At 66.3% G+C, this 20,694-nt stretch carries 20 protein-coding genes; 13 read left to right on the plus strand and 7 right to left on the minus strand.

Features of this window, described 5'->3' with window-relative positions; translation table 11 throughout:
* Positions 1-547: 547 nt before the first annotated feature.
* Positions 548-2,332, minus strand: a complete 1,785-nt coding sequence (locus PV761_RS11160) for a hypothetical protein (RefSeq protein WP_347896728.1) — start codon at positions 2,330-2,332, stop codon at positions 548-550.
* A 392-nt stretch (positions 2,333-2,724) separates the two neighbouring features.
* Here PV761_RS11160 and PV761_RS11165 point away from each other — a divergent pair, with 392 nt between their 5' ends.
* Both PV761_RS11165 and PV761_RS11170 read left to right on the plus strand, forming a co-directional pair.
* On the plus strand, positions 2,725-4,467 hold the full coding sequence (locus PV761_RS11165) for an ATP-dependent DNA helicase RecQ (RefSeq protein ID WP_347896730.1): 1,743 nt from the start codon (positions 2,725-2,727) through the stop codon (positions 4,465-4,467).
* A 41-nt stretch (positions 4,468-4,508) separates the two neighbouring features.
* The gene (locus PV761_RS11170) at positions 4,509-5,822 is read left to right on the plus strand and encodes a hemolysin family protein (RefSeq protein WP_347896732.1); all 1,314 of its coding nucleotides are present in this window, start codon (positions 4,509-4,511) and stop codon (positions 5,820-5,822) included.
* A gap of 22 nt (positions 5,823-5,844) precedes the next feature.
* Here PV761_RS11170 and PV761_RS11175 read toward each other — a convergent pair whose 3' ends face one another.
* The 4 genes from PV761_RS11175 to PV761_RS11190 all read right to left on the minus strand — a co-directional run bounded on the left by PV761_RS11175 (position 5,845) and on the right by PV761_RS11190 (position 9,278).
* Positions 5,845-6,138, minus strand: a complete 294-nt coding sequence (locus tag PV761_RS11175) for a molybdopterin dinucleotide binding domain-containing protein (protein ID WP_347896734.1) — start codon at positions 6,136-6,138, stop codon at positions 5,845-5,847.
* Between the two features lie 241 nt (positions 6,139-6,379).
* The gene (locus PV761_RS11180) at positions 6,380-7,102 is read right to left on the minus strand and encodes a molybdopterin-dependent oxidoreductase (RefSeq protein ID WP_347896736.1); all 723 of its coding nucleotides are present in this window, start codon (positions 7,100-7,102) and stop codon (positions 6,380-6,382) included.
* A 61-nt stretch (positions 7,103-7,163) separates the two neighbouring features.
* Positions 7,164-8,696, minus strand: coding sequence for an MFS transporter (locus tag PV761_RS11185; RefSeq protein WP_347896738.1), 1,533 nt, complete (start codon positions 8,694-8,696; stop codon positions 7,164-7,166).
* Between the two features lie 81 nt (positions 8,697-8,777).
* A complete protein-coding gene (locus PV761_RS11190; protein ID WP_347896740.1) occupies positions 8,778-9,278 on the minus strand; it encodes a DUF664 domain-containing protein in 501 nt (166 codons plus the stop codon).
* Between the two features lie 114 nt (positions 9,279-9,392).
* Between PV761_RS11190 and PV761_RS11195 the strand changes: the two genes are divergently transcribed.
* The 11 genes from PV761_RS11195 to PV761_RS11245 all read left to right on the plus strand — a co-directional run bounded on the left by PV761_RS11195 (position 9,393) and on the right by PV761_RS11245 (position 19,653).
* Positions 9,393-9,716: a hypothetical protein gene (locus PV761_RS11195; RefSeq protein WP_347896742.1), complete on the plus strand. Its 324-nt coding sequence runs from the start codon at positions 9,393-9,395 to the stop codon at positions 9,714-9,716.
* Positions 9,717-9,798: 82 nt separating this feature from the next.
* Entirely contained in the window at positions 9,799-10,311 is a 513-nt protein-coding gene (locus PV761_RS11200) for a DinB family protein (protein WP_347896744.1), read from the plus strand.
* Positions 10,312-10,327: 16 nt separating this feature from the next.
* Complete coding sequence (locus tag PV761_RS11205; protein WP_347896746.1) at positions 10,328-10,723, plus strand: DUF1801 domain-containing protein; 396 nt, start codon at positions 10,328-10,330, stop codon at positions 10,721-10,723.
* Positions 10,724-10,871: 148 nt separating this feature from the next.
* Complete coding sequence (locus tag PV761_RS11210) at positions 10,872-11,336, plus strand: MarR family transcriptional regulator (protein WP_347896748.1); 465 nt, start codon at positions 10,872-10,874, stop codon at positions 11,334-11,336.
* The gene (locus PV761_RS11215; protein WP_347896750.1) at positions 11,333-12,589 is read left to right on the plus strand and encodes an MFS transporter; all 1,257 of its coding nucleotides are present in this window, start codon (positions 11,333-11,335) and stop codon (positions 12,587-12,589) included. Before PV761_RS11210 ends, PV761_RS11215 begins: the two co-directional genes overlap by 4 nt.
* Before the next feature lie 200 nt (positions 12,590-12,789).
* Complete coding sequence (locus PV761_RS11220) at positions 12,790-13,767, plus strand: substrate-binding domain-containing protein (RefSeq protein WP_347896752.1); 978 nt, start codon at positions 12,790-12,792, stop codon at positions 13,765-13,767.
* A 138-nt stretch (positions 13,768-13,905) separates the two neighbouring features.
* Positions 13,906-15,225 (plus strand): ABC transporter substrate-binding protein, encoded by a 1,320-nt coding sequence (locus PV761_RS11225; protein ID WP_347896754.1) that lies wholly within the window; start codon positions 13,906-13,908, stop codon positions 15,223-15,225.
* Positions 15,222-16,253, plus strand: a complete 1,032-nt coding sequence (locus PV761_RS11230) for a sugar ABC transporter permease (protein WP_347896756.1) — start codon at positions 15,222-15,224, stop codon at positions 16,251-16,253. Before PV761_RS11225 ends, PV761_RS11230 begins: the two co-directional genes overlap by 4 nt.
* Positions 16,250-17,191 carry a carbohydrate ABC transporter permease gene (locus tag PV761_RS11235; protein ID WP_347896758.1) on the plus strand — a complete coding sequence of 314 codons (942 nt, stop codon included), beginning with the start codon at positions 16,250-16,252 and terminating at the stop codon, positions 17,189-17,191. The genes PV761_RS11230 and PV761_RS11235 overlap by 4 nt, the downstream gene beginning before the upstream one ends.
* Positions 17,188-18,840: an alpha-amylase family glycosyl hydrolase gene (locus tag PV761_RS11240; RefSeq protein ID WP_347896760.1), complete on the plus strand. Its 1,653-nt coding sequence runs from the start codon at positions 17,188-17,190 to the stop codon at positions 18,838-18,840. Before PV761_RS11235 ends, PV761_RS11240 begins: the two co-directional genes overlap by 4 nt.
* 60 nt (positions 18,841-18,900) lie before the next feature.
* The gene (locus PV761_RS11245; RefSeq protein ID WP_347896762.1) at positions 18,901-19,653 is read left to right on the plus strand and encodes an SRPBCC domain-containing protein; all 753 of its coding nucleotides are present in this window, start codon (positions 18,901-18,903) and stop codon (positions 19,651-19,653) included.
* A gap of 87 nt (positions 19,654-19,740) precedes the next feature.
* Here PV761_RS11245 and PV761_RS11250 read toward each other — a convergent pair whose 3' ends face one another.
* Positions 19,741-20,061, minus strand: coding sequence for a GYD domain-containing protein (locus PV761_RS11250; protein ID WP_028272004.1), 321 nt, complete (start codon positions 20,059-20,061; stop codon positions 19,741-19,743).
* Between the two features lie 101 nt (positions 20,062-20,162).
* Positions 20,163-20,675 carry a VOC family protein gene (locus PV761_RS11255; RefSeq protein WP_347896764.1) on the minus strand — a complete coding sequence of 171 codons (513 nt, stop codon included), beginning with the start codon at positions 20,673-20,675 and terminating at the stop codon, positions 20,163-20,165.
* Between the last annotated feature and the right edge of the window lie 19 nt (positions 20,676-20,694).

Raw genomic sequence — 20,694 nt, forward strand, 5'->3', positions numbered from 1 at the left:
TCGGGCCGGGGCCCGTGCTGGTAGGTGACGGACCGAAAAGGGTCTGGTAATTCGACAATGTTGCCCCCATAAACAAAGGCCCGGCGATGGCCGGGCCTTTTTTCTAAAGCCGAAATGTTGCTGATCAGAAGCGTATTTCCCTCCACGCCTTGAAAACGGAATCTGCGCCGATCCTCACATAACGTTGATTAAGTCTTGATCCGGCCTTGAGATTGCCTGTCACACTGCTGATCCCGGGCTTCATGATCCGGCCCACGTGCCGCTACAGATCATCACGCGCTTGTTAACCGTCCAGCCAACTTGAGGTGGGCCAGCCGGGTGCCGGCCCCAACCTCGGCGGAATCGACAATGACATCCACAGCGGTTCCCTGGCCAAAGCATCACCGACTACCCCACCCGCCTGCGCACCCTCGTGGAGCAGCGCGGCTTGAAGTTGCCGACGGCGTACGCGCTGCAGACCTAAGGCTTCAGACCCCGCATCACGCCAAAATAAGGGAGGGAGGCGGCAAGCCGCCTCCTTCCCTTCGCTGCTATTCGTAGTTCCCCGTTACGGATCCCTAAAGATCCAGAGGCCGCTATCCCTGTCGCTTGCGAGGACATAGGTCATGCCGTCCTCACCGACGAACGTTTCCACACCCCAGAAGTCATTTCCTTCCGGGTCGAGGTATCCGCCGACTTCCATCAGTTCACAGGTGGCGGTATCAGCAGGGTTGCTGCACTGGATCTGGACCGCCCGGAGGCCACCGGAGTAGTACGACAGGTACGCCAGGGATGGGTCCTGGGGGTCCACGGCTACCTCGTGGACGCTCAGGTCCCCGAAGCCAAAGGCGAATGCGGGATCATGGGCTTCCGGAATCGCATAGGTGTCCAATTCCTCCAGCGTGTTGGCGTCCAGAAGGTGGACGTAGCCCCAGCCGTCAAAGACCGAGCCCACTTCAATGTCCGCGCCGATGGTTCCGATAGCCAGGTTTTCAGGGTAGGTCCATGGCGCATCCAGGGGTGCCAGCTCGAACAGCCGGTGGAAGGCCGCATGCGTGGTGCAGACCGCGACGATCTCGTCAACGAAGGCGCCTGAACCGCAGAACGGCTCACCAGGCACGGCCTCGCCGCTGTGATGGTTCACGAAGAGCACGGCGTCCCAGCCCGCAAGCGCTGCCTCATGTGCCTTCTCGCCGGGGAAGCAGGCTGCTTCCGTGGCACTGGGGTCACCGACGGGACCTCTTTGGAGCACGAGGGTGGCTTCCTCACCGGGTTGCAGGGATTCCATGTACCCCGGGATGCTCGCTGGAGTGGGAATGGCTGTAGAGTCCGGGCAGCCGTAGCCCCCGTACGCCACGGGGCCGTTCAGGGTCAGGTCCTCCAGAATGGCCGGGGGCTGACCGCCGGAAACGACCACCGAGGGGTAGGCGCCCTGATGGGCGCCGCTGGTGATAGTGAAATCGTCGGTGCGGTATGGGGCGAAGTCCTCGTCCGTGCTGATGATGAACCGGTTGTCGGCCGTAAACTCGGCCTGATGCGCGTTGCCCTCAGGAGTGAGGGACACTCCCAGGGATTCAAGCAGCTCGGGGTCAACGGCGGCGAACTCCGAGTCGCCAACGAACACGGCATTCGCCGGATCATCGACGTTCAGGAGAACGTAGCCACCGTCCCAGTACGAGAGCAGCATGATGAACTGACCGTTGATTTCTTTTACCACCATGTCATGCAGGAAAGAATCGGTAAGTCCCAGTTCGGGCTGCTGCACGTCGAAGTCGTTGAGGTCGTATTCCGCGATTAGACGTGGCCGGTGCGGGTTGGTGATGTCCAGAATGTCCACGTCCGTGGACTCTTCGTTGTCAGCGACCACTACGTAGGCGTTGTCGCCCGCGTCCCAGGCAAAGGCGCTGTGGATCTCGTTGGAATCACTGCTGCGCGGCTCGTGATCGCCGAAATTCTCGGACAGTTTCTTAGGATTCAGCGGGTCGGTAACGTCATAGAGGGAAACCCCGCCTTTGCCGTTCTTACCGCATGATTCGTTGTTTACCACCAGGACATCACCGCTGAAGTTTGAGGTGGTGACTTTCACCACCTGCAGGCCCTCACCCGGGCGCGTGTCCTGGTGCGACGGAATGAATCCGACCTGTTTTGGTTCCGATCCGCCTGCGGGCGCGGCCTGGTCCACGCTGGTGATGTCAACTATGTAGACGCCGGCATCCGGGCTGGTTTGCCCGCCCGTTTCGGGTCCTGCACAGTCGGGCTCGCCCCAGTTGGCGAGAAAGGCGGTATTGCCGTCCGGAGAGACGCTGACGTCTGCGATCAAATCGGGAGTGTCTGTCAGGTCGACGACATCCACGAGTTCAATTTTTCCGGAAGCCCCGTTCCCGAGGAGATGCCCGTCGTCCATACCGTGCTGGCCGTCCGGGTGCGCTGTCGCGCCTGTCAGCCCTAATGCTGATAGCGCCAAAGTACTAAATGCTGAAAAAAAGACCAATCTGCTGCGTCGTGGCATGCTTCGCCTCCAGCTGAGTTAATATTGGGCCCCCCCAATGGCGCTCAGCCTAAACCTGTGTTTATCCAATGTCTAGAGAATTCCCAGCTTCTTTTCAGGGTCTTGAGGTACAAGCCACAGGACGGTGTCCGGTACTCCGCCTACCAAGCTCGGCGCATCTGAGGCCCGCCGCGTTATGCTGGCACCCTCGGCTGAAGACGCCCGGCCGCCGGATCGCACCCCACGGAGCTGCCGTCATGGCCAAGGCCCCCGCCCCCGCAGTCCCCACCGGGACTGTCCCGGGCACCGAAACAGTTTCCAGCACTGGCACCACCCCGGATCCCGACGCCGGCCTCCGCCGGCTCGCGGCAGACACCTTCGGACTCCCGTGCCTCCGCGCCGGCCAGCTGGCCGGAATGCGCGCCCTCGTCGCCGGCGGGGACGTCCTCGCCGTGATGCCCACCGGCTACGGCAAGTCGGCCATCTACCAGGTGGCCGCGCTCCAACTGCACCGGAACAGCCCAAGGCGGGGTCCCGCCGTCGTGGTTTCCCCGCTGATCGCCCTGCAGGAGGACCAGCTGGACGGGCTCGTCGAGACCCTCGGCGGGCAGGCCGCCGTCGCCATCAACTCCGGCCACAGCGATGCCGAAAACAACGCCGCATGGGAAGCCGCCGAAAACGGCGACGCCGTCTTCGTCTTCCTCGCCCCCGAACAGCTCGCCAAGACCGAAACAGTCGAACGGCTCGCGGCCCTGGACATCCCGCTGCTCGTGGTGGACGAAGCTCACTGCGTCTCCTCCTGGGGCCACGACTTCCGCCCCGACTACCTGCGCCTCGGCGAGGTCCGCGAGCACCTGGGCAACCCGCCCGTCGTCGCCCTCACCGCCACCGCCTCTCCACCGGTGCGCGACGAAATCCAGCAGCGCCTGCGGATGAAGGACCCGGTGGTCCTGGTGCACGGCTTCGACCGGCCCAACATCCGGCTGGAGGTGGTCCGCCACCACAAGGACAAGGACAAGCGCCGCGCCGTAACCCGGCAGGTGGCGGAGCTCAAGGGTCCCGGGCTGCTGTATGCCGCCACCCGGAAGGACACCGAGGCCTACGCCGCCGAGCTCACGGCCCTGGGCCTGCGCGCCGAGGCGTACCACGCCGGCCGGAAACAGGGCGAGCGGGACCGCGTCCACCAGCAGTTCCTCGACGACGAGCTCGACGTGGTTGTGGCCACCACGGCCTTCGGCATGGGCATCGACAAACCCAACGTCCGCTTCGTCATCCACGCGGACATCCCCGACTCGCTGGACAGCTACTACCAGGAGATCGGCCGCTCCGGGCGGGACGGGCAACCCGCCGCCGCCGTCCTCCACTACCGCTCCGAGGACCTGGGACTGCGCAAGTTCTTCGGCACCCATGCCCCGGACGAGGAATCGCTCCTTGCCGTCCTCCAGGCACTGCGCGCCGCCGGCGGGCCGGTGAAGCAGAAGGCCCTGGCCGAGCAGACCGGCTTCTCCCCGCGCAGGCTCACCGGACTGCTGAACCAGCTGCAGGAAACCCGCGCCGTCCGCACCGGCAAGCGCGGCGTCCGGCTGGACGCGGGAGCCAAGCTGCCCGCGGTGGTGGAACGCGCCGTCGAACATGCCGAAGCACGCCAGCGGGTGGACCGCTCCCGCATCGAAATGATGCGCGGCTACGCCGAGACCGGCGCCTGCCGGCGCCAGTTCCTGCTGGGCTACTTCGGCGAGGACCTCCCCGAACCCTGCGGCAACTGCGATACCTGCACCGACGGCTCCGCCTACGCGGAGGATTACGACGACGCCGCCGCGGCCGCCGCGGGTGGTGACCCTTTTCCGCTCCAGGCCTCAGTTGTACATAAGGAATGGGGGCCGGGCCTGGTGATGCGGCACGAGGAGGACACCATCACGGTGCTGTTCGAGCAGGAAGGCTACAAAACACTGTCCCGGAAGGCCCTGGCAGACGGGACGATCCTGACGCTGGAGCCGTGACCGGGCAGTCAGATAAAGGCGCCGTTCGGTAGTGTCGGGTCATGGACAGCGTCACGTTGGTCAATTTCCTGCTGGTCCTCTTCTTTGTGCTGCTGGGCGGTGTCTTTGCCGGCACCGAGATGGCGCTCGTTTCGTTGCGCGAGAGCCAGGTGCGCCAGATCGAAAAGTCGGGGAAAGGCGGGGCCCGGACCGCCGCGCTGGCCCGAAACCCCAACCGGTTCCTGTCCACTGTCCAGATCGGCGTGACCCTGTCCGGTTTCTTCTCCGCCGCCTACGGCGCGTCCACCATTGCGCCCGACGTCGAACGGTACCTGCAAGGCGCAGGGTTCGGCGCAGCAGCCCAACCGGTGGCTCTTATCGGCATGACGCTGCTGGTGGCCTATCTGTCGCTGGTGCTGGGTGAGCTGGTGCCCAAGCGGCTGGCCATGCAGGGCGCCGTCGGCTTCACGAAGGTCCTCGCCCCGCCGCTGATCGTCCTCTCACAGATCATGCGGCCGGTGATCTGGCTGCTGTCCGTGTCCACCGATGCGCTGGTGCGGCTGTTGGGCGGTGATCCCCACGCCAAACAGGAAAGCGTCAGCTCCGAGGAACTCTGGGACATGGTGGCGGAGAGCGACATGCTGGAAGAACACAGCCGCAACATCCTGAACGACGTGTTCGGCGCCGGGGACCGCACGCTGCAGGAGGTCATGCGCCCCCGCACCGAGGTGACCTTCATCGAAGGCACCATGACTATTGCGGACGCACGCAGCATGGTGCGGGACGGCCCGTTTTCACGGTTTCCTGTCATCGGCCGGACCCCGGACGACGTCCTCGGCTTCGTCCACATCCGTGACCCGATGCCTCGCGACGGGGATTTTGACCAAGGCCTGGTGAAAGACATTGTCCGCGAGATCCACCCGCTTCCCGGGACGAACAGGGTGCTGCCCACCCTGTCCCGGATGCGCCGGCTAGGACATCACATAGCGCTGGTGGTGGACGAGTATGGCGGCACGGACGGCATCGTCACCCTGGAGGACCTGGTGGAGGAACTGGTGGGTGAAATCTACGACGAGTACGATACCGGCGCCGACCACGAGGACCGCGTCACCCTGGCCGACGGTTCCCTCGACGTCGACGGCGGCCTGATCCTCCAGGAGTTCGAGACGGCGTGCGGCATCGCCCTCCCGGACGGACACTATGAGACAGTGGCCGGGTTTGTGATCGACCGTCTGGGCCGGCTGCCGCGGGTTGGGGACCGAGTGGAGGCGCCGGGCCACGTGCTGACGGTCCTGGCGATGGACCGGCTCCGCATCGCGAGGATCCGGGTGACGCCGGCGGACGGGCAGACGGCGGGAACGCCGTCTGCCCGGTGACTTCCTGCCGTGCGGACTCCGGTCAGCCGACTCCGGACAGACGGACCGCCGTCAGCTTGTATTCGGGGCACCCTGTGACCTCATCCTCCACCGGGGAGGTGAGGCCGCTGACCGCGGCACCAGGGAAGTGGAAGCCCGCGAAGACCTGGCCCGGTTCCACCTCGTCCGTGATCCTGGCTTGCAGGACCGCCGTCCCGTGCCGGCTGCCCACCCGGACGACGTCGCCAACGTGCAGTCCCAGTGCAGCAGCGTCCCCGGGTCCGACGTCGATAGTTTCCCGGGCGAGCAGGCGCAGGTTGTCTGTGCGGCGCGTCATGCTTCCCGAGTTGTAGTGTTCCCCCCGGCGCCCTGTGATCAGCAGGAACGGGAACTCCGGATCGCATTGCTCGCCGGGAGGAAGGTAAGGCCTGGCAGCCAGATGCGCCAGGCCGTCCGGCGTAGCAAAGCCGCCCTCGTAAAGACGAGGCGTTCCAGGGAGAGTCGGCAGATCCACACGGCAACCAGGAAGGCGACGTCCGCGGCTGCGGCCGTCGCGGAGAGGAACAAATCGTTGCAGATCACCAGCGGGCAGGCCGCCAGGCCTCGGTGCACCGGGCACGCGCTGCAGGGTCCAGGACCTTCTGGTACCGTGCAGCAGGTCGGGCAGCGCCCCCATGTCCGAGGCTCCCTGGACGTTGTTCTGCCCGCGCGGGTTCACCCCTCCGCCGGTGCCCGGTCCGACGGCGCCGCGCAGGAGTGCCAAGTTGGACAGCGTCCGTGCTGTGCCGGTGTTCGGTCACGCCGAGGCCGTAGAAAATCGCCGGAGCCAGCGCCTGCCCGTACACGGCGGCGGCCCGCACCAGGTCCTCTGCGGGGACACCGGAGATCCCGGCTACGCGCTCCGGCGGGTAGTCCCCGAGCAGCCCGAGCAGCTCCCCGTGGCCGTTGGAGTGCGCGGTAAGGAAGGCCTCGTCCACCAGCCCCTCCCGGACCAGGACGTGCGCCAGGCCGTTGAACACAGCCACGTTGGTTCCCTGCGGGGGCCGAAGGTGGACGTCCGCGTGCCGGGCCAGGGAGGTGAGCCGGGGATCAACCACCACCAGGCGGGCGCCGTCCATGACCCTCTGGAAGATGCGGGAGCCCACGTCCGGGTGCGCGGCCGTCGAGTTCGCTCCGACCAGGAGGATCGCGTCACACCGGTCCAGGTCGTCGAACGGGTTCGTCCCGCCGCCCAGGCCGTGGCCCCGGCCGAAGAAATCACGGCGAATGAGGTCCCGCGCCGGGTTCCTGCATGGGCCCAACCTTGCCTGCGCGGCCCCTGCGGGGAAGAGTCGAAAGTCCCCGCCTGGCCATATTGTCCGCTCAACCGCCCGTCGTCGTGCCCGGCTTTCCGGAGTGGGACGCGCGTGCAGCTTCGTAGCTGCTGTCGAACGGCAGGCTGTCCATGTCCAGCAGCGGGTTCTCATCCTGGGTGGCCACCAGTTCGCGGGCTGCCTCGTCCGAGTCCACGCTGGGCATCGACCCGGGCAGGTGCCGGCGGGCGGATTCCGGCAGGAAGTAGATGGCGACCGCCGCGATGGCCGACGTCGCCATCAGGTAGAACGCCGGCATCAGGTCATTGCCGGTCGCCTGGATGAGGGCCGCGATAATGAACGGGGCGGTGCCGCCGAAGATCGCCACCGCGAAGTTGTAGGCGATGCCCATGGCGGAGTATCGGTGCGCTGTGGGGAACAGTGCCGGCAACGCCGACGCCAGAATGGCAACAAAGAACGCCACCGGAAATGCGACCATGGCCAGGCCCGCGAGCGTGGCGGGAACGGTGCCCACCGAGATCAGCAGGAACGCCGGAAGCGCCAGCACCACGGTGCTGACGGCCCCGATCCACAGCACCGGGCGGCGCCCAATCCTGTCCGAGAGGCGGCCCGTCAGCGGGATGCAGAGCGACATGACCACCAACACCGGAACGGTCAGCAGCGTGCCGTGGATCTCGTCGTAGCCCTTGTTGGTGGTGAGGTACGTGGGCATGTAGGACGTGAGCGCATAGCCCACGGTGTTCCCGGCGGCCACGAGGATCATGGCCAGCACGATGCGGCGCCAGTGATCCTTGAAGATCCCTACCGGGCCGACTGGGCGGAGTTCGTCACCTGTCTCGTGGTGACTGGCGGCCACGGCTTCCGCCTCCTGGGTGGCTTTGAAGGCGGGCGACTCCTCGATCTTCATGCGGAAGTAGATGGCCACGATGCCCAGCGGCCCTGCGATCAGGAACGGGATGCGCCAACCCCAGGCTTCCATCTGCGGCTGCCCGAGGATCAGCTGGAGCGCTGATACCAGTGCGGCGCCCAGCGCGAAGCCGAGGTAGCTGCCCATGTCCAAAAAGCTGACGAAGAAGCCGCGGCGGTTGTCCGGGGAATGTTCACAAACGAACGTGGTGGCTCCCGAATACTCGCCGCCGGTGGAGAACCCCTGCACTAGTTTGGTGACCACCAGAAGGACGGCGGCCCAGATGCCGAGCACCGCGTAGCCCGGCAGAAGTCCGACGACGAAGGTGGCCGCCGCCATCATCATCAGGGTCATGGCCAGAACCTTCTGCCGGCCGATCTTGTCGCCCAGCCAGCCGAAGAAAATGCCGCCCAGGGGCCGGGCGATGAAGGTGGCGCCGAAGGTCCCCAGCAGGAACAGGTTCTGCACCGCCTTGTCCGCTTCGGGCAGGAACACCGGGCCCATGGTGGTGATCAGATAGCCGAACACACCGACGTCGTACCATTCCATGGTGTTGCCGACGATGGTCCCGCCCAATGCCTTCTTCAGCGTTGGGTGGTCCACAACATTGATGTCCGCGACGCGCAGGCGGCGTATCTTTTGGGGCTGCATCTTCGATCCTCCAAGGGAGGTCATGCGTCATCCCCCGTGGCGCCATCATTGGCTTGGTAGTGCTTCACCCATCTTCGCACCGAGGTCCGGGCACATCAATGAACCTCAGTGCTTCAAACCTTTGGCGTACGCGGCCTGCCCGACGTGCTGGAGGCAGTCGGCAATGGTGCTGACCAGCCGCACCCCGAGGGTGACCGGCGGGTCCCAGCGGGTGTCTACGATGCGGTCCAGGTCCTCGTCGCCGAGGGTCTGCAGGAACTCCGCGGTCTGGCGGTGGACGGCGTCGTAGTATTCCAGCAGCAGTTCCGGCGTGGCCTTCACCGAATCGACCTGCACGCTGGAATGGCCGTAGCCGGTGTCGCGCTCGCGGAGCGGCAGGTTGAAGCGGTCCACGAAGCCCTGCGAAATCCACACCTGTTCCAGGCCCGCCGCCGCGGCTACCTGCGCATCCTCCACCCGGCCAAGGTGCCAGATCAGCCACACAATCGGGTTTCCGGTGCCCGAAGCCCGGCGCACCAGAACGTCCTCGTCCACCCATTCAAGCGTGTCCGCCACAGCCTCCCGGATCCGGCCGAAAGCGTCCAGCAGCAGTTCGTTGGATTTCATTTTTGACCCTTCAAGGAGTGCCGGTGAGGCCCATGCTCGCACGGAAGCTGCGGTGCAGGATAGGTCCGGGCTGCAGACCGGATGCGCGGTCCGGATGCGCGGGATAATGAAGTTATGACGGACCAGGATCAGGCACGGGACCCGTGGGAGGAGTTCGACAGGCTGCCACCCGCCGGCCCCGACCGTGTCGAGGGATTACCAGGAGGCCAGCCGCTGGGATTTGGCTTCCGCACGGGCGTGCGCAGCGCCAAGGTGGCCATTGGCTTCGCCGTGTACGCGCTGATCCTCGGCACAGTGCTGGTTCTCACCGGCGCCATTGTTTTCGTCAGCGAGGGACAGTGGCTGCTGCTCGCATTGATGGTGCTGATCGAGGCAGTGTTCGTGATCGCATTCAGCCAGCTGGTGCGCCAGGCCCGCAACCGGCGATCGGCCCAGTAGCTTGACCCAGTAACTCCGCCCCGTAGTAGTGCCCTTTCCATAGCCGTTGCCCCGGCACCTGCGGCCTTGCAATACTTCACCCATGCCTCCCCTCCCCGCCACGTTTGCAGAAGACGTCCTCCATGAACCCGTCCGCATCCAGTTCGAGGCCTTCCTCAATGAGCACCGCAGCATGCTCAACTCCTGTCTGGACGGACTGACCGAGGAACAGGCGCGCCGCTCGCTGGTGCCGTCGCGGACCACCCTGCTGGGCCTGGTGAAGCATGCCACGTTCGTGGAAAAGGTCTGGTTCGACGAAGCCATCACTTGCCGGTCCCGTGCCGAAATCGGCATCCCGGCCACCCCGGATGAGTCGTTCATCCTCGACGACCAGGACACCATCGCATCCGTCCGGCAGGCCCACCGCGAGGCCTGCGAGGCCTCCCGCCTCGCCACGTCAGCAATAGGGCTCGACGACGTGCTCCGCGGCAACCGCCGCGGCCCGCTGCCGCTGCGCTGGGTGTACCTGCACATGCTGCGGGAGCTCGCCCAGCACTGCGGGCACGCCGACATCCTGCGCGAGCAGATCCTGCGCGGGCAGGTCACGAGCGGCTGAGGACACGAACACGGCGATGGAGTACACCAAAGACCCGCGCGTGGACCACTACATCGACGCGCTCCCGGATTGGCAGCAAGCCATCTGCCGGCAGGTCCGCGACCTGGTCCACGCTTCAGATCCCGACGTTGAAGAAACCATCAAGCGGACGGTCCAGCCCTACTTCGTCCTGGACGGCAACATCTGCGCCCTCCTTGCGGCGAAGGACCATGTCAACGTCTTTATGTACGACGGCGGCATCGTCCCCGATCCGCACGGCATCATCACCGCCGGGCACACCAACAAGACGGCCCGCACCGTTGCCTTCCACGAAGGCGAATCCGTGAACGAGGAAGCACTCGGCGAGATGTTCCGGGCCATCATCTCCAACAACCGGGCCGGTGGCTGGCGGAAGCTCAAAGGCGCGGAGTAGCCGGCGCCGTCGCGGCTTCGACAGGCTCAACCACCGCTTCACAGTGTCCTATATCGCGCCTGCTTGCCGCGGGCTCTCCCCGGGAGCATAATGGTTAGCAGAGCTAATTAGCAGTGCTAAGTAAATTCGGGAGGCGCACCACACAGTGATGACAACGAACACGGAGCCCACGGGCAGCGAGGCAACGGACAGCATCAAGCCCGATATTCTGGCCATCGACCTACGGACGGCGGTGATGCGCACTTCCCGCAGGCTCCGCGTCGAGGCCACCGGCGACGTCATCACGCCGGGGCAGTACACGGTCCTGGCCCAACTGAACGGCGGCGGCCCGCAGACCCTCCGTGAACTGGCGGAACGCGAGCACGTCCAGGCGCCGTCCATGACCCGGATCGTCAACGGCCTCACTGAGCAAGGATTTGTCACCCGGACCGCGCATCCGCTGGACGGCCGCCAGGTCCAGGTGGGAATCACCCCGGCCGGCGCGGCCATCCTGGCCGAGGCGCGTGAGCAGCGGACCGCCTGGCTGGCCCAGCGTGTGGCCGGCCTGAGCGACGAGGACCGCCGTATCCTGAGCCGCGCAGCCCACATCATGCAGCAGCTGAGCGCCAAATGAGCGCCATGTTCCAGGCACTGGAGAACCCCAACTACCGGCTGTGGGCGGGAGGTGCGCTTGTCTCCAACGTCGGCACGTGGATGCAGCGAATCGCGCAGGACTGGCTGGTACTGACTGTCCTCACCAACCATTCCGGCACGGCCGTCGGCATCACCACCGGCCTGCAGTTCCTGCCCATGCTGCTCCTTGGCCCCTACGGCGGCGTCCTCGCAGACCGGCACCGCAAACGCCTGATCCTGCTGTGGACCCAGCTGGCGATGGGTCTCTGCGGGCTGGCCATCGGACTCCTGGTGGTCACCGGCACCGCCCAGTTGTGGCACGCCTACCTGGCGGCACTGTGCCTGGGACTGGCCAGCGCCATTGACGCACCCGCCCGCCAGTCGTTCGTCTCGGAACTGGTGGGTCGGGACAAGGTGGCCAACGCGGTCGCGTTGAACTCCGCATCCTTCAACACGGCACGCCTCACCGGTCCCGCCATCGCCGGCGTCCTCATTGCCTGGGTGGGAACAGGCCCGGTGTTCCTCATCAACGCGGCCAGCTTCGCCGCCGTCATCATCTCGCTGTTCCGGATCCGCACCTCGGAGCTTGCCCCGACCACGCTGGCAGTCCGCGGCAAGCACCAGGTTGTCGAGGGCCTGCGCTACGTTCGGAGCCGGCCGGACCTGGTGCTGATCCTTGTCATGGTGGGGGTCCTTGGTGCCTTCGGCATGAATTTCCCCATCACCAACGCCCTGATGTCCACCGCGGTGTTCGGGGCGGGACCGGGGGAATTCGGGCTGCTGGGTTCCATCATGGCCGTCGGAACCCTGGCCGGAGCCCTGCTCGCCGCCCGCCGGTCCGGCCCCCGGCTGCGCTTCATGCTCGGCGGCGCCCTGGGACTCGGGTTTTTCACCCTGATCGGCAGCGTGTCGCCGTCGTTCTGGCTCTACGCCGCAGTGCTGATACCGGTGGGACTGGCCTCCATCACGTTCCTGAACAGCTGCAACACCAGCATCCAGCTCTCCGTGGAACCGCAGTTCCGTGGACGCGTGCTGGCCCTCTACCTGGCCGTCCTGCAGGGCGGCACCGCCGTCGGTGCGCCGCTCATGGGGTGGATCGGCACCGAGTTCGGCGCCCGATGGTCAGTGGCGGCCGGCGGTGCGGTGGTGCTGCTGACAGGCCTGCTCTCCGTCATCGCGGTCAGCCGGCGAAGTGAGCTGACGTTCCGGGCACAGCTTCGGACCGCGTTTCCGGGACGACAGGCCAAGGCGTAAGGCTCCGCGACGCCCAGCCCGGGTTTCGACAGGCCCAACCACCGGGCCTGGTCACCCCGTTTACGAAACGTACAGCAATCCCGTTCCCCTCCGTTTAGTGTTGGTGCAGCAGATCACGAAACCGATTACGTAAACCGTTTGCGTAACAGCGGTTTCGATCGGCATTTCGAAGCCCGTAACACCCGCGAGGAGAAACAACAGTGGTAACCATCAGGGACGTCGCCAAGCACGCCGGCGTATCTCCCGCCACCGTCTCGCGGGTGGTCAACGGACTCGTGGGCTACTCCGCCGAGACCCGCGAGCGCGTGGAGGACGCGGTGCGGAGCCTCAGCTACGAAACGGACTACCTGGCCCGCGGCCTGAAGACCCGGCAGACCTCCGTGATCGGGCTGCTGGCACCCATGGTCTCGGACGCCCTCGCCTCGCAGGTGATGCTGGGCGTGGAACAGGAAGCCCAGGAGCGCGGCTACGCCGTAATGCTGGGCCGCACCGGGGCCAAGTCGGCCTACATCGCCGGCTACCTCCGGACCCTCCGCACCTACCGGGCGGCCGGCGTCATCCTCATCTCCGCCGTCATCACCCCCGAAACGCGGCAGCTGCTGGGGCCGAACATCCCGATCATCTCCGTGGCCATCAGCGACAAGTCCGGCTCCCCCAGCGTGGCGATCGACGACGAACAGGCAGCCTACGACGCAACCCGTCACCTGCTGAAGCTCGGCCACCGCCGCATCGGCCTGCTGACCGGCGACCCCGCCTCCATCTACGTGGCACAACCCCGGAAGCGCGGCTACCTCCGCGCCATGGCCGAAGCCAAATGCACCCCCGTCACGGCCACCGGCAGCTTCTTCTACGAAAGCGGCGCCCCCGGCCTGGACGACCTCCTCCGCCAGGAGCCGGACCTCACCGCCATCTTCGCCATGAGCGACGAGATGGGCGCAGCCGCGGTGAACGAACTGCAGAAGCGCGGCCGCCGGGTCCCGGAAGACGTCTCCGTCCTCGGCTTCGACAACACCTCCACTGCCCTGCACGTCCACCCGCCCCTGAGCACCATGGCCCAGCCACTGGAGGACATGGGCCGGATGGCCGTCAAGAAACTCCTCCGCTCCCGCGACCTGGGGCCGAAGATCATGCCGCACCAGCTGATCGAACGCGGCTCCACGGCGCCCCTAAACCACTAGCACCCCAACCCCCACCCACCGGCGACAGCCGGCACACCACCGTGCCGCCGTCGTCGTACTCCCCCATGCCCTAAAACCCCGTGCCCTGAAACAGGGCCCCAACCACGTACCCCAAACCAAAACCAGAAGGAGCAACACATGAGGCAGCGCAGCCGGACCTGGCAGACTCTTCTCACCACCACCGCACTCGTGACGGCCGCAGCCGTCTCGCTCACGGCCTGCGGCGGATCCGCGCCGGAACCCAAAGCCACCGCCAACGCCGCCGCGGCGTTCGAGGGCAAGGGCCCCATCAACTACGTCTCCAACCGGGACGCCTCGGGCGCGGCGAACAAGAGCATCGAGGAATGGAACGCAGCCCACCCGGACGAAAAGGTCACGTTCATCGAACTGCCGGACTCCGCGGACCAGCAGCGCCAGCAGCTCATCCAGAACGCCCAGATCAAGTCGGACACGTTCAGCGTGCTCAACCTGGACGTGGTGTGGACCTCCGAGTTCGCCGCCAACAAATGGATCATACCGCTGCCCGAGGACGCCGTCCCCGCGGACCAGATGATCCCCGCCACCGTCAACGCCGCCACCTACCGGGACACGCTCTTCGGCGCCCCGTACTACACCGACGGCGCCCTGTTCTACTTCCGCTCCGACCTGCTCAAGGCCGCCGGCATCGCCGCCCCGCCCAAGACCTGGGACGAGATGAAGGCCGCCTGCGCCAAGATCCTGGCCCTCCCCGAAGCCGCCGGCATGTCCTGCTACACCGGCCAGTTCGACAAGAACGAGGCCCTCACGGTCAACTTCTCCGAGGCCGTCACCTCCGCCGGCGGGTCCGTCGTTGACGCCGAGGGCAAGCCCACCGTGAACACCGCCGAAGCCAAGAAGGGCCTGAACCTGCTGGTGGACGGCTTCAAGGACGGCATGTTCCCGTCCGACGCCATCACCTACCTCGAAGAACAGGGACGCCGCGCATTCCAGGACGGCAAAGTGGTGTTCCTGCGCAACTGGCCGTTCCTCTACGCCTCCCTGAGCGCGACCGACGGCTCCAGCAAGGTGGCCGGCAAGTTCGACATCACCTCCATCCCGGGCACCGACGGCCCCGGCGTCTCCACCCTGGGCGGACGCAACCTGGCCGTCTCCCCGTTCACCGCGAACAAGGCCACGGCGCTGGAGTTCATCAAGTTCTTCACCAGCCAGGAGCAGGCCCAGAAGCGCCTGGCCCTCAGCTCCCGCGCCCCGGCCTACGCCTCCCTTTATGAGGACCCCGCCGTCGTGGCCAAGCGCCCGTTCTTCCCCACCCTGCTGGAATCCCTGAACAACGCCAAGCCCCGCCCGAAGGTAGTGCAGTACGGCGCCACCACCAAGGCGATCCAGGAAGAGGCCTACGCCGCCATCACCGGCGAAAAAGACACGGACACCGCGCTGACCGACATGCAGGCCAAGCTCGAAGAGATCTCCGCGAAATGACAGTCACCACCGCCACCGTTCCGGCACCCCGTCCGGCACAGGAGCTGAAGCCACGCGGCACCGGCACGTCCCGCACGCCCGGGGAGGGCCGCATGGCCGCCATGCTGCTCTCCCCCACCCTCCTGGTGCTGGCCCTGGTGATCGTCTACCCGCTCATCTCGGCCATCCACCAGTCCCTCTTCCGCGCCGAATCCGGACTGGACGCGGACGGGTTCGTCACCGACGGCGAGGCCTTCGTGGGCCTGGCCAACTACGCGGACCTGTTCGTGGGCGAATCCGGCCGGCGCTTCCTCAACGCCTTCGGCAACACCACGTTCTTCACCGTCACCACGGTGCTGCTGGAAACCGTCCTGGGCCTGTGCCTGGCGCTGGCCATGAACCGGGCGTTCAAGGGCCGGTCTTTCCTCCGCGCCAGCATCCTTGTTCCCTGGGCCGTGCCCACCGCCGTCTCCGGCCTGCTGTGGCGCTGGATCTTCCAGTCGGACGGCATCGCCAACACCCTGCTGGGCAGCGAAATCCTCTGGACCGCCGAAGGCACCGCGTCCAAGCTGGCCGTGATCATCGCCGAAGTGTGGAAGACCGCACCGTTCATCGGCCTGCTGGTCCTGGCCGGCATGCAGATCATCCCCGAGGAAGTGTACGAGGCCGCGAAGATCGACGGCGCCGGCTGGTGGCGCCAGTTGGGCTCCATCACGCTCCCTCTGGTGAAGCCCACGCTCCTGGTGGCCGTCCTCTTCCGCATGCTTGACGCGCTGCGGATGTTCGACCTCCCGTTCGTGCTCATCGGCCCCGGGAAGGAATCCGTGGAAACCCTCTCCATGCTCGCCTGGGACGAATCCAACCAGCTCCGCTACGGCTCCGCCTCCGCGTTTGCCGTAGTGCTCTTCCTGTACGTCGCCGTCGTCGCGATCGTTTTCGTTAAGGTCCTGGGCACGGACGTCACCGGTGCCAAGCAACCGGGCCTGAAGAAGCACCGTTCCAAGACGAGCAAGGCAACCCGTTCACAGAAGGCCGAGGCCACCCGATGACCATCTCCGAACTCCGCAGCCTCGCCTCGGAATCCGGCTCGCGCGGCGACCGAAGCGCCGGGCGCACCGGCGCCGGCCGCCCGGCGTCGAACGCTTCCCTCCCCACGAAGAAGAAGCGCACCTGGCGCTCCTACTCCGTGTACGCCGGGCTGGTGCTGATTTTCGCCTACTGCCTGGCGCCGTTCTACTGGATGATCGTCTCCAGCCTCCGCCGCACCGCGGACATCTTCGACAACACCCTCCTGCCTGCACCGTTCTCGCTCGAGAACTACGTCAAGGTGTTCGACGGCTCCACCATGTTCGGCCAGGCCCTGCTCAACAGCCTGATCGTGGCCGGCACCACCACGGTGTTCGCCCTGGTGCTGGGCGTGTTCGCCGCCTACGCCATCTCCCGGCTGAATTTCCGGTTCAAGTCGGTGATCCTCGGCGTTATTATTGCGACGTCGATGTTCCCCGGCATCTCGGTGGTGGTCCCGCTGCTGAGGTTCTTCACGGACCTCGGCTGGATCAACACCTACCAGGCCATGATCATCCCGAACCTGTCCTTCGCCATCCCGCTCGCCGTCTGGAACCTGACCACGTTCATGAAACAGTTGCCGTTCGACCTCGAGGAAGCGGCCATGATCGACGGCTGCACCAAATGGCAGGCGTTCCGGAAGGTGCTGCTCCCGCTGGCTGCGCCGGGCGTATTCACCACCGCCATCCTGACGTTCATCCACAGCTGGAACGAGTTCATCATCGCCCTCTCGATGATCAACGATCCCCGCATCCAGACCGCCACCGTGGCCATCTCCAAGTTCACCGGCGCCACCGAATTCCAGGCACCGTTCGGCGAGCAGATGGCCGCCGGCGTGATCGTCACCGTTCCCCTGGTGATCATGGTGCTGATTTTCCAGCGCCGGATCGTGGAAGGCCTCACCGCCGGGGCCGGCAAATGACGCACGACGGCGGCAGCCCCTCCGCCGGCTCAGTCACCGGCGACTGGTGGGACTCAGCCGTGATTTACCAGGTGTATCCGCGTTCCTTCGCGGACGGGAACGGCGACGGCGTGGGCGACCTCGCCGGCCTCATCGCCCGCCTGCCGTACATCGCCTCCCTGGGCGTGGACGGCATCTGGATGACACCGTTCCAGCCCTCGCCGCAGGTGGACCAGGGCTACGACGTCAGCGATTACTGCGGCGTCGACCCGCTGTTCGGCACCATGGACGAGTTCGATACCCTGCTGGAGCTCGCCCATTCGCTGGGCCTGCGGGTACTGCTCGACGTCGTCCCCAACCACTGCTCCTCGGCCCACCCGCTCTTCCAGCAGGCCCTCGCGGCCCGGCCGGGCTCGCCGGAGCGGGACATGTTCCACTTCGTTGAAGGGCGCAGTTCCGCGCCGGGCTCCGCCAGCGACCTGCCGCCAAACAACTGGCAGAGCGTATTCGGCGGGCGGGCCTGGAGCCGGGCTGTTCCCGGGTCTGCGACGGACACCCAGTGGTACCTGCACCTCTTCTCCCCCGGCCAGCCCGACTGGAACTGGCGGAAGCCCGCCGTGGGCGACTACTTCGAAGGCGTGCTCCGCTTCTGGTTCGACAAGGGCGTGGACGGCCTCCGGATCGACGTCGCCCATGGCCTCTTCAAAGCCGACGGCCTGCCGGACGCGCCGTCCGCCACCGCGGTGGTGGACGGTCTGCGGGCCAACCCCCTGGTCTCGGACCAGGAGGACGTCCACGAGGTGTACCGCCGCTGGCGCACCCTCGCCGAGAAGTACCAGCCGCACCGGCTGCTGGTGGGCGAGGTCAACCTGGAACCGGCCCGCGCCGCCCGCTACACCCGCGCCGATGAGATGCACCAGGCCTTCGCGTTCGCGTTCGTGAAGCTCGGCTGGGATCCCGCAGCGTGGGCATCCGTGGGGGCTGAACTCGAAGCCGCGCGCCAGCTGCACGGAGCCGCACCGAGCTGGGCGCTGGAGAACCACGACATTGTCCGGTCCGTGACGCGGTTCGGCGGCGGGACAGAGGACGGCGGCGAACGTGGGCTGCGCCGTGCCCGGGCAGCCTTGCTGGCCCTGCTGGGACTGCCCGGCGCGGCCTATATCTACCAGGGCCAGGAGCTCGGACTGCCCGAGGTGGACGTCCCGGCGGAAGCCCGGGTGGACCCGATGTGGACCCGCGGCGGCATCACCCGCGACGGCGCGCGCGTGCCGCTGCCGTGGACCGCGTCTCCGGAGGCGAACCACGGCTTCTCGCCGGCGACCGGTCAGCCCGGTAACCCGTGGCTGCCGCAGCCCGAGGGCTGGGGCCAGTACGCGGTTGAAACCCAGCAGCAGGACCCGGGTTCCACGCTCGCCCTGGTGACTGCCGCCGTCGGACTCCGCCGTCAGCTGTGGGACCAGGGCGTGTTCACCGCGGACGACGGCGGCAGCTGGCGTGTGGAGGACGGGAACCTGCTGATCTGCGAGCGCAACGCGAAGTTCCTGGTGGCCGTGGCGATGGGAACCGAGGCGGTGCGGCTGCCGGCCGGGACCGTGCTGGCCAGCGCCGCGCCGCTGGTCACGGACGGCTGGCTGCAGCCGGACAACGCCGCGTGGGTGCTGCTGGGCTGAGGTACTGGGGCGCTGCTGGAACCCTAGACATGTGACCATTTAGTCACCTATTCTGGAGTTGTGGACGCCGTATTCAAGGCCCTGGCCGACGCCACCCGTCGCGATCTCCTGGACGAGCTCTTCAGGAACGACGGGCAGACCCTCCACGCCCTCGAGGCACACTTCGACATGACGCGCTACGGAGTCATGAAGCACCTCAGGATCCTGGAGGAAGCCGGCCTGGTGGTGACCCGCCGTCGGGGTCGCGAGAAACTTCATTTCCTGAATCCGGTGCCCATCCGGCTGGTCCACGACCGCTGGGTGAGCAAGTACGCCGAACCAGGGGCCGCTGGCCTCAGCGACCTCAAAACCAGATTGGAAAGTCCCATGGAAAAGATCTTCGAAATCTATATCAAGACCACCCCGGAACGGCTCTGGGAGGCCATCACGGACGGCGAGATCCGCAGCAAGTACCAGTTCGGGTCGGTCATCACCTCGGACTGGACTCCCGGCGGCCGGTTCGAGATGGGCAATCCCAAAGCCGGGGAGCTCCTGGGCGAGGGTGAGAACCTGGAGGTGGACCCGCCGCGCCGGCTCGTCCAGAGCATGCGGGCGCTCTGGGGCGAGGACGTCAAAGCCGAAGGCACCTCCCGGATCACCTGGGAGATCGAACCGGTGGGCGATTCCTGCCGGCTGACAGTCACCCACGACCAGCTCCGTGAGGGTGCCAACGACCAGCTCTACGGCGGCTGGCCGATGATCCTCTCCGGCCTGAAGACCTGGCTGGAAACCGGCGAGCTCCTCACCACACCCGGCTCGCTGATGTACACCTAAGGTCGCCGATGCGGAGCTGGAGTGACCGGCTTCAGGTGAAACGGCGGCACCCAACCGGGTGCCGCCGTCGTGCTTCCTGCGAACGCGCTACTGCCCCGGCGCCCGGTAGGAGGGTGTCTTCTTGGTCGCCTCGTCGATGTCTTCCGGCGTCATGAGCGGCTTCAGCCGGACGTTCACGTTGCCGGTGGCATTGATCATCAGCGAAAGGGCTGCGGCCCCGGCCTGGTCCGGGACTTCAAAAACACCGAGGACGTCAGTGTCCCCGAAGGCGTAGTAAAAACTCTCCAGCGATCCACCCACGGAATTGAGGGCCTCCACCAGGGCGTCACGCCGCTTGGTGCCGCCTTCGCGCATGAGCCCCTTGATTCCCTCGCCCACGTAATTCGCTTCAAACAAATACTTGGTCATGGTCTCGTTCCTGTCTGGCAACGGTCCCCGGAGTGGGGCCGTGCGCACAGCGTAGGCTCACTTCCCGGCACTGACAACGGGTTCCGGAAAGTCCGCGGAGGTCAGCCTTGCTTCGCTGCCCAGTCGGCGACGCGCTGCGCGCTTTCCTCTTCGGAGAGGTCCTCAACGCGGGTCATGATGGACCAGCGCACGCCGTACGGGTCCCGGATGCTGGCGAACCGGTCTCCTGACGCGAAGGTGGACAGCGGCTCCCGGATCGTTGCCCCCGACCGCTCGGCGCGCGCCACCAGGGCGTCCGCGTCGGCGCAGTAGAAGCCGACGGAATAGCAGTCATCGTCGCCGTCCGGCGCGGGGACAAGATGATAGTCGGGGTTGGGCTCACCGATTTGGAGCCGCCCCTGGCCGAAGTCGAGTTCGGCGTGGACCACAACGCCGCCCATCTCGGTGACATTGACGGGGCGGGCGCCGAAAACGTCCCGGTAGAACGTGATGGCCTCCTTGGCCGAGGTAACCGCAAGGAACGGCGTGAGGCTCGTGAAGCCGTGCGGGATGCCGGATGTGGTGTGCTTGCCGTCGGCGGCCACGGTCAGTTCGGGGCTTGTAGTATCAGTCATACCTCTGACGGTACGCACG

The sequence above is a fragment of the Arthrobacter sp. CC3 genome, from assembly GCF_039907775.1.
In the GTDB taxonomy this organism is placed as follows: Bacteria; Actinomycetota; Actinomycetes; order Actinomycetales; family Micrococcaceae; genus Arthrobacter.

What these genes read in the sequence shown, in the direction of transcription:
- PV761_RS11165 (WP_347896730.1), top strand. Translation starts at nt 2,725, where the DNA reads ATGGCCAAGGCCCCCGCCCCCGCAGTCCCCACCGGGACTGTCCCGGGC.
- PV761_RS11170 (WP_347896732.1), top strand. Translation starts at nt 4,509, where the DNA reads ATGGACAGCGTCACGTTGGTCAATTTCCTGCTGGTCCTCTTCTTTGTG.
- PV761_RS11175 (WP_347896734.1), bottom strand. Translation starts at nt 6,138, where the DNA reads ATGACGCGCCGCACAGACAACCTGCGCCTGCTCGCCCGGGAAACTATC.
- PV761_RS11185 (WP_347896738.1), bottom strand. Translation starts at nt 8,696, where the DNA reads ATGACCTCCCTTGGAGGATCGAAGATGCAGCCCCAAAAGATACGCCGC.
- PV761_RS11190 (WP_347896740.1), bottom strand. Translation starts at nt 9,278, where the DNA reads ATGAAATCCAACGAACTGCTGCTGGACGCTTTCGGCCGGATCCGGGAG.
- PV761_RS11195 (WP_347896742.1), top strand. Translation starts at nt 9,393, where the DNA reads ATGACGGACCAGGATCAGGCACGGGACCCGTGGGAGGAGTTCGACAGG.
- PV761_RS11200 (WP_347896744.1), top strand. Translation starts at nt 9,799, where the DNA reads ATGCCTCCCCTCCCCGCCACGTTTGCAGAAGACGTCCTCCATGAACCC.
- PV761_RS11205 (WP_347896746.1), top strand. Translation starts at nt 10,328, where the DNA reads ATGGAGTACACCAAAGACCCGCGCGTGGACCACTACATCGACGCGCTC.
- PV761_RS11210 (WP_347896748.1), top strand. Translation starts at nt 10,872, where the DNA reads ATGACAACGAACACGGAGCCCACGGGCAGCGAGGCAACGGACAGCATC.
- PV761_RS11215 (WP_347896750.1), top strand. Translation starts at nt 11,333, where the DNA reads ATGAGCGCCATGTTCCAGGCACTGGAGAACCCCAACTACCGGCTGTGG.
- PV761_RS11225 (WP_347896754.1), top strand. Translation starts at nt 13,906, where the DNA reads ATGAGGCAGCGCAGCCGGACCTGGCAGACTCTTCTCACCACCACCGCA.
- PV761_RS11230 (WP_347896756.1), top strand. Translation starts at nt 15,222, where the DNA reads ATGACAGTCACCACCGCCACCGTTCCGGCACCCCGTCCGGCACAGGAG.
- PV761_RS11235 (WP_347896758.1), top strand. Translation starts at nt 16,250, where the DNA reads ATGACCATCTCCGAACTCCGCAGCCTCGCCTCGGAATCCGGCTCGCGC.
- PV761_RS11240 (WP_347896760.1), top strand. Translation starts at nt 17,188, where the DNA reads ATGACGCACGACGGCGGCAGCCCCTCCGCCGGCTCAGTCACCGGCGAC.
- PV761_RS11250 (WP_028272004.1), bottom strand. Translation starts at nt 20,061, where the DNA reads ATGACCAAGTATTTGTTTGAAGCGAATTACGTGGGCGAGGGAATCAAG.
- PV761_RS11255 (WP_347896764.1), bottom strand. Translation starts at nt 20,675, where the DNA reads ATGACTGATACTACAAGCCCCGAACTGACCGTGGCCGCCGACGGCAAG.